Source organism: Hyphomicrobium sp. 2TAF46, assembly GCF_052114865.1.
Classification (GTDB): domain Bacteria; phylum Pseudomonadota; class Alphaproteobacteria; order Rhizobiales; family Hyphomicrobiaceae; genus Hyphomicrobium_B.
In genome coordinates, this window is the sequence record NZ_JBFRFO010000020.1 from 1 (window position 1) to 9,410 (window position 9,410).

Annotated in this window: 1 protein-coding gene; it reads left to right on the forward strand. The window is 63.3% G+C overall.

The window, feature by feature from the left end; translation table 11 throughout:
* Nucleotides 1–9,410 (forward strand): beta strand repeat-containing protein (locus AB4Z24_RS22395; RefSeq protein ID WP_441711848.1); only part of this gene is annotated, 9,410 nt, incomplete at both ends.

Here is a 9,410-nt window from a genome sequence, read left to right on the forward strand (position 1 = left end):
CGCGGCGACATGACGTTCTATGGCCTCGGCGAAGGCTTCGTGCGGTCGAACGACCGCTGGGGGGTGACGCAGGTCTGGAGCAGCCCGTTCGGCAAGGGCCGGGTGACGACGCGGTGGGAGGACGGCTACACGGTCGGCCGCGATGCCGGGTCGCTGATCCTGTCGACGCCGACGGCGGTGTTCGAGGGCAAGATCCTCGCCGACGTCGTGCAGGGCAGCCGTCAGCTCAACGCGCGCCCCGCCGGCACCACCGACGGCTACAAGGTCGGACAGAACCAGGTCGCCAAAGCTGGCACGCTCGCGATCGGGAAGTATGAAGCGGCCGGGCGGACCAACGCCTACGATACCGATGTGCTGATCGGTAATGTGGCGGGCATCACAGCGGGGATGGCATCGGGGGATGCGCTAGCGCGCACGGGCACCGTCTGGTTCGATGCCGGTCATCTCAATGAACAGAAGCTCGGCGGGATCGACATCGTCACCCGCGGTGCGATTGCGATCGACAGTGATCTCACCCTTGCCGATGGCGGCAGCCTCGACCTCATCGCGCCGACCATCGATATCCGCGCCAACGTCACCGCACGAAGCGGAAGCGTAAGTGCGACGAACGTCTTTAATCTGCCGGGCGGCCAGCAACAGGTGCTGACAGGCGGCGCGCATACCGGCTTCACGCTGCATTCTGACGCCGCGCTCGATCTGCGCGGACTGTGGGTCAATGCGCAGCGCACGCCTGGCGATCTCAACAAGACCGCCTTCGTTGATGGCGGCGATGCGCGCATCGAATTCACCCATGACGTGACGATCGCCGAAGGGAGCTTGATCGATGTCTCCTCCGGCGGTGGCTTCCTACAGAGCGGAAAATCCGTGGGCGGCAAAGGCGGCAACGTCACGCTCATCGCAGACAGCGCCTTGAACGGAAGCGCGGGCGGGACTAACGGCACGCTGGTGCTCGATGGCGACATCAAGGCCTATGGCGTCAAAGGCGGCGGAAAGCTGCTCGTCGAATCTGGCCCGACCATCGTCATCGGCGGCGAGGCAGGCGCCGCAGCGCCGGGCCAGCTGAAGCTTGCAACGTCGCTGTTCCGCAGCGGCTTCTCCGACTACCAGATCAATGGCCATCAGGGGCTCGTCGTTGCGCCTGGCGCGCAGGTCGACGTCACGATGCCGGTCTATCGTCTCACGGCGACAAGCTATGACGTTGCGACAGGTGCAGACCCTGCGTCCGCGCTCGATGTCTGGACGCCGCCGCTCTATCTCGAAAATCCCGTCGATCGCGCTCTTGTCCAGCGCAGCGGTGCAAGTCTGACACTGAAATCCGATCGCAACAGAGAGGGCGGGCCGCTCACCATCGGCACTGGATCGGTTGTCTCGGTCGATCCGGGACAGTCGATCAAGATCCTTGGCGCGGGCAGAAACCAGATTACGGTCGATGGCAGGCTCAATGCCTGGGCTGGCTCGATCGAAATCGATATCGCCTCCGTCCGCCCGGATATCGGCGACCCCACGTCGAACGCTCGCTCGATCTGGGTCGGCGATCATGCCGTACTCGATACGGCCGCGCGGGCTGCGACAGCTGTCGATCGTCGTGGCCAGACCTATGGAATCGTCGCCAACGGCGGCACCATCAGCATCGGCGGCGGACTTGACTGGGAGGGGATTGGAAGGACCGTCGCGACGGATGCCTTTGTCGTGATCCGTCCGGGCGCGGTTCTCGATGCCTCCGGAACGAGCGCGGTGTTGGATATTCCCGCGCCCGGCCTTGGAGCGAACAGCACGCCACTCAACGTCGCCAGCAACGGCGGCAGCATCATCATCAAATCCAACAACGGGCTCTATCTCGACGGAAACCTGCGCGCGAATGCGGGCGGGAAAGGCGCGGCCGGCGGAACGTTGGCGCTGGCGCTCGAGACGCCGAACTATCTCCTGTCGGCGGGCGTGGACAATGCAGTCCGCAAGCCGCGCGAATTCATTCTTGCCCAGACGCAGGGCGACAGTCGTCTGGATCCTGCATTGCAGCCCGGCGAAGCAGATCCGGCGCTGACGTACGGCTCGGCCCGGCTCGGCGTCGACAAGATCGATGCAGGCGGGTTCGACAACCTGTCGGTCCTCGTCAACGGCCTTCTGAGTTTCGATGGCGACACGTCGCTACGCATGGGTCAAAGCTTGCGGCTCTATGCCGGCGCATTCGGCTTGTCGGAGAATGCTGCACCGAATACGCGGGTCGATCTCGCCGCATCCTATTTGCGCATGGCTGGCACGACGCGACCGGTGCTCGATAACTACATCATGCCGACCGTCACCGTGGTGTCGAACGGCGCATCGCAACAGAGCGACGACGCATACTTGTCCGTGACCGCGGACATGATCGACATTCTCGATGAAGTCGGCTTCGGCGCGCGCGCCTCTATCGCGCAAGCGGGCGGCTCCCCGCTCGTGGTCGACCGCCGCGGCTTTGCGACGATCGATCTGTCTAGCCGGGGTGACCTGCGCTTCCTCAAAAATACGTCGCTGGGTCAGACGGGCGCCATCACTACGGATTTCGCCGCACCGAAGAATCTCACCATCACGGCGGGTCAGATCTATCCTGGAACAGAAGTGACGGCGCAGATCACGGCCGGCAATATACTGACTGTGAAGAAGGCCGAAGGCGCGACGCCCGATACGCCCTTCTCTGTGTTCGGCAAACTCTACCTCGACGCCCCGACCATCAACCAGGGCGGCGTCGTTCGCGCTCCCGGCGGCGCGATCGAGATCGGGCGGACCGGGAAAACGACGACGCTCCTGCCGGGCAGCATCACGTCGGTATCGATGGCCGGACTGCTGATGCCGTATGGCGGCACGGTCGACGGGCTCACCTACAAATACAACGGACGGGAGGTGACCTTCACCGGTCTGGTCACCGATGATATCCAAGCGCGCGCGACCAACGGCATCAGCGTCGGCGGTGCGAAGATCGCGGTTGAAGACGGCGCGGTGCTCGACCTCTCGGGTGGCGGCGACATTCTAGGTGCAGGCTTTGTCAGTGGCCGCGGCGGCTCGGTCGATGTGCTGCACAATGCACTCGCGGATGCCAATCCGGGTTTTGGCTACAGCGCATCCGGCAACAAGGTCTATGCCATCGTCCCGAACTTCAAGGGCGGCTACGCGCCAGTAGCGGCGGACGCCGCAAACCCTGCGATCGGTCAGCAGATCACCATCCCAGCGGGCGTGCCAGGACTTGCCGCCGGCACCTATACGCTGATGCCTGCCACATACGCCTTGTTGCCCGGAGCCTTCCGCGTCGAAGTCGGAAGCAGCAATACATCGTTGATTCCGCCCGTTGCGGCGGTTGGCAACGGATCCTATTTTGCCACCGGGCACATGGGGGTTGCGAATGCGAACATTCGCGCCGACGTGCCGACGAGCCTTATTTTGACGCCTGGAACGGCGGTGCGCACGCATTCGAAATACAACGAAACCAGCTATGCGGCGTTCGGCATTGCGCGGGCACAGGAGCTCGGTTGGGCGCGACCGCGGACGGCGGCGGATGCAGGAAATCTCAGCTTCGTCTTCAATCTGGACGACACCAATCCGGGCAGCGCGCTCCGCTTCGACGGCAAGGCATTGCAGGCGGGCGCCAAAGGCGGATTTGCGGGACAGGTTTCCGTGCGCGGCAGAGAGGATGGTGCCAAGATCGAAATCATGTCACCCGGCGGCGTGCATCAGGCAGGGTACATTTCGATCGGCGCGGATGAGCTGAACGGCATCGGAGCGTCTCGTCTCGTGATCGGCGGTTCGCTTTGGCAAAGGAACAGTGATAGCGGTCGCGGCATGTATCCGGGCCCGGTCATCTCCGTTGAATCTCGTGGCGGTGAGTTGGTCGTGCGCAGCGGCGCGGTGCTGTCTGCTGCCGACGTGATGCTCGTCTCGGGCTATCGCCAGGCGGATATCGTGGTTGAGGCTGGGGCTTCGATCAACACGCTCGGCAAGGGTGCAGCGCCTTACGATTCGTCTGCGGGCTACCTGTTCGATCCCCGAGCGACGAGCATGGTTGCGGTGTCGAACGGATGGCTCGAGTTCCTGCCACCACAGAGCAACATCGAAGACGTCTTTGGTGGCGGCAATGTCAGGATCGGCACCTGCGCAGCTTCCGTCTGCAGCGGCGAGACGGGCCTCTACTCGGAAGGCACCATCGCATTTTCCTCGCAGCAGAAGATCAGCATCTCCGACGCCGTTCGTTACGGCACCAAGAACCTCGTGCTTGGCGTATCGACCGTCAATATCGGCAGCGAAGCCTCGCTGGCGGATGCGGCTGGCCGCAACGTTCTGGCGCCGGGACTCTCGTTCAATCAGGATATCCTGGAGCGTCTGCTTGCCGGCAATAACGGGATGGGCATTCCCAAACTCGAAAGCCTCGTTCTGACCGCGCGTGAGTCCGTCAATTTCTATGGGACCGTCGATCTCAGCACTATCGATCCGACGACCGGCAAGTCCAGCTTGAAACAATTGGTGCTCAGCACGCCCGCCATCTATGGCTATGGAAATGTTGGTGACGTCGCGACGCTGACCACAGGCAACCTTGTCTGGACGGGCGTCAGCGTCGGTTCATATGGGCTCGGCAACGGTCAGCCGTTGACAGGGAGCGTGCCGCCCGGGGCCGTCATTCCGGGTGGTGCCGGAACCGGTCACGGTACGCTCAATCTCGTCGCCGATTCCATCGAGCTCGGCTACGCCGACCGTGTGCGGGCCGACAATCAGGTGACCCTTGACCGGCTGATCCTGGGCTTCGGCACCGCCAATCTCAATGCATCGAAGCGGATCGGCGGCAACGCCAAGGGCACGCTGTCGGTCTATGAGGCGCAGGGTGCCTATGTGGCGGGCAAGGGCTACAGCTACACTGGGGGTAATCTCAACCTGACGGCGCCGCTGCTGACGGGCGGAGCTGGGTCGGTGACTTCCATCACCGCCGGCGGAGTTCTCAACATATCCGCGCCGCAGGGTGCCGACCTCGCGAAATCGAACAGCGATGCGTTGGGCGCGACGCTCAATCTCAAGGGTGAGACCATCAGGCTCGCCAGCGCCGTGGTGCTGCCGAGCGGCAAGCTCAGCCTATCGGCCACCGGCGATGTCACGCTGACTGATGACGCGCGCATCGACATGTCCGGGCGCGCCACCAAGATGTTCGATGTCACTCAATACAGCTGGGGCGGCGATGTCGCGATCGAAAGCGATCGTGGCAACATTAGCCAATCGGCCGGATCGGTGATCGATCTGTCGGCGAAGAACAACCAGGCGGGCAAGCTCACAGTTGTTGCGCTGGGTGCCAACGCGGGTCACGTGGACTTGGCCGGTGCCATTCGCGGTACCGCCAGCGGCCGCTACGACGCCGGATCCGGTGTGTATCTCGACTATCTTACGGGCCGTGTGGAGGTGAGGGGCCAGACGATCGCCGGCTTCACGGGTCTCAATCAGCGTCTCGGCGCGGGCGGCATCTTCGGCGAGCGTTCGTTCCAGATCAAGCAAGGCGATCTTGTCGTCGGCGATGAGCTGAAGGCCAACACTATCAATTTGTCGATCGATGGCGGAAGCCTGACGGTGACGGGCCGTATCGACGCCAGCGGCGAGCGGGTCGGCGCCATTCGTCTCGCAGCGCGCGATGGCCTGACGCTCGGTTCGTCCGCCGTGCTCGATACTCATGGCACGGTGCTGCGCGTCGACAGCGACGGCAAGGCGATCGACGCGCCGAACCGCGCGACTGTCGAATTGACGAGCAGTCGGGGCACGATCGCGCTGAACTCGGGTGCAACGATCGATCTGCGTTCCGCCGACAGCATCGCGCGCGGCACGCTGACGCTCAACGCCATTCGTCGTGGCGGCGCGGGTGCGGATGGCTCAGGCAACGGTGCGAACGATGTCGCCATCGACGCTGCGGGTCCGCTCGCCATCCGTGGCGCCAAGAGCATCGTGGTCAACGGCTTCCGCCGCTACACCGATGCACAGCTCGCCGACGAAACGGACGTCAACGGTCGCTATAGCCAGGTTGTCACCCAGGACTATCTCAACGGTATCCATGGCGACAGCGGAGCGTTCATCACGGCGGCGTTGGGCAATGGGGCGCTGAGAACGCGCCTCTCCGGATTGAGCAGCTATCAGGGCGCGTTCCACCTGCGTCCCGGCGTCGAGATCGCCGGCGACACACCCGATCGCGACCTGCGGATCGGCGGCGATCTCGATCTGTCGGGCTACCGCTATGACAGCATCAACCCGAATTTCGCACGGACCGGCATTTATGGTTCCGGCGAGCCGGGTTCTCTCATCATTCGCAGTGGCAGCAACCTCGACATCTACGGCAGCATCAATGACGGCTTCAAGCCCGTGGATACACCGGATGGAAACGGCTGGGTCCTTAAGAGTGGGAAGGAAGACTATGCATCGCCGACCATTCTGCCGACGGCTGTTACCCTGAAGGGCAGGGCGAGTGGTTCTACTAGCGCTACCACGAGCATCCCTCTCCGGGGGCAGCACAGCCTCAACTATGACATTCCCATTCGCGCGACGACCGTGCGGACAGGCACTGTCCTTCCGATGGAGGTGACGGCATCGTCTGGTTTCACGCTGCCTGCAGGCACTGTGTTGCGCGGTGCGGTCACTTTGCCTGATGGCACTGTGCTTGCTGCCGGAACGATCTTGAGCGGTGCCACAGCACTGCCCTCCGGTACGCGTCTAGCCGCCGGCAGCCTGCTTCCGACGTCGCTCGGTGACGCGTTCAGCGTTCAGGCGATGACTGTGCCGGCGGGCACTCCGCTGAACGTCTTCGCAGCTTTCACCCTTTATCTCAGCACCGATCTGACCCTAAAGGCAGGTTCCTTCATTCCGTCGAACAGCAACCTCTTGCTCACGTCGGGAGACGTGGTCGATCTGCGTCCCACTGGGCCGGACGGCAAGCAGGGCAAGAGCTACGTCGTTGCACCGATGCTGGCGCCGGGCTCGCTGTCCTGGGACATCGGCCTCGTCGCCGGAGGCGATCTCGCCGCCGCCGACAGCCGCATGCTCCGTACCAAGTCCGATCTCAGCGGTCGCGGAAACATGACGTTGTCGGACCGTCACTACATGCCTGATATCACATTTGGTTCTTATCGGACGCCGATGATTACCAGCGTGATCCGCACCGGCACCGGCGATCTCAGCCTTCTCGCCGGCGGAGATTACAACCAAAACTCACTCTACGGCATCTACACAGCCGGCACGCAGTCCGCACCGATCCTCGATGAGGACGGCCGCAACCCTTACAATCTGCCGCGCGGACAATGGGACCCGAACCTGGCGGGCGCGAGTCCGGTACTCGGCCCGTATTTCGACGGCTATTCGTCGGACTATGAAGCGTTGGTCACGGGCGATAATTATCAAGCTTGGTATCCCGAGCACGGCGGCAATCTTCTCATTGCCGCTCAGGGCAACATGGCGGGCGCCATCCAGAACGGCACCAGCTATGGGTACATTCCATCCCCAAATCTCAGTAATCTGGCTGGCAACTGGCTGTGGCGCCAGGGCGGCGAGGAGGGCGGACAGAGGACGGCGTGGTGGATCAACTTCGGCACCTATGCCTCGCCCTACTACACTACTATAGGCGACTTCATCCCCCAGATGCCGGCGTTCTCGGGCTTCGGTGCGCTGGGCGGCGGCAACGTAGCGGTGCGCGTCGGCGGCAATGCCGGCGTTCAGTCGAGCCGCGGGGAGTCCACGTTCCAAAGCAGCCAGGGATTGACTATCGCCGTCGGCTCGACCGGTCGCGTGCTGGCCGATGGCAGCATCGTGCGGACCGGCGGCGGCGACATCTCCCTCGATGTGGGTGGGGCGATCAACCCTCTGCATCCAAGGGAGAATGCGAGCGGCGCTAGCGGCCTTCAGAACGATCTCAACGGTGCTCTGATCAACGTGCGTGGCGCGGTGGATATCCGCGCGGGGTCGATGGGACGTATCGACCTCACTTATGGCACGGCCAATGCCTCGGACCCGCGTGCGCCGGATGCTTTCGCCGCCAACAAGGGCGTGGCGAACGGCGGCATGGTGCTGGTGCTGGGTGACGCGGCGACCCGCTTTGCGACGCGCGGCGACCTTGTGCTTGGCGGCGTGATCGATGCGGGGCTCGGATCACAGGTCATGACCACGCCGTACACAAAGGACGGCGTGGACTATGCGGGCGGCGGCTACAGCGCCTTCTCGCTCTGGACCTCCGCAACCGCGCTCGACCTGTTCTCCGCGGGTGGCAATCTGACTCCCCTTGCGCGCAGAACCGCGACAGGGGTTACCTTCTCGAACGATCAGGGCGTTGATGCGATGCTTCCGGCGCGGATGCGCGTCGTGGCGACGTCGGGAAGCATCTATCTTGATGGCGGCGGCTATCTCACTCCGGCCAAAACGGTACAGGTCGAATTCCTTGCCGGGCAATCGATCTACGGCGGCGGCGCCGGCATCCATCCAAGCGTGTCTAACCCGGATGAGATGACCAGTCCGCAAAGGCCCTATTTCTATGCGGGCTGGCAGAATGAAGGTGAAAACCTTTTTTACAAATGGTCAGATGAGGGTACAAATTTTGGCCAGCACGGAAATGACCACGATCCCTTGCGCTTCTATGCGGTCAACGGCGATCTCATCGGCCTGACGACGGGGCAGCTCAATCCAGCAACGCCGACTTCTCCGACCCGGTACTACGCCGCCAAGCCGGTGTGGATGCAGGCCGGCCGCGACATCGTCAATGCCGGCGGCTTCTCCATTCATAACAACATCGACGATGTCTCGCTGGTGTCGGCCGGCCGTGACGTCATCTATGCCAATTTCCAGGTGGCGGGCCCCGGCACGCTGGATGTGTTGGCGGGTCGCAACATCTATCAGGCTGACAAGGGTTCGATCACCTCGATCGGTCCTGTCGCGATCGGCGATACCCGTCCCGGTGCGAGCATCTTGATGCAGGCCGGCGTCGGCGTGAACGGGCCGGACTATGCGAAGCTGGCGTCGCTCTATCTCGATCCGGCGAACCTCGCCGTGACGGGCACGCCGCTCGCCGACCAGCCGGGCAAAGTGGCCAAGACCTACGAGAAGGAGCTGGCCGCGTGGCTGAAGGAGCGCTACGGCTTTGAGGCCGCTAGCGTTGACGAGCGCCGGGCGTACTTCGATGCGCTTGTCCCGGACCAGAAGAACATCTTCCTGCGGACGATCTACTTCGCGGAACTGCGCGAAGGCGGGCGTGAGTACAACAACGCGGATAGCTCGCGTTACGGCTCCTATCTGCGCGGCCGCAACGTCATCGCGGCGCTGTTCCCGGACAAGGATGCAAACGGCAACCTCATCGTGCGCACCGGCGACATCACCATGTTCGGCGGCTCCGGTGTGCGCACCAACTTCGGCGGCGACATCCAGATGCTGACGCCTGG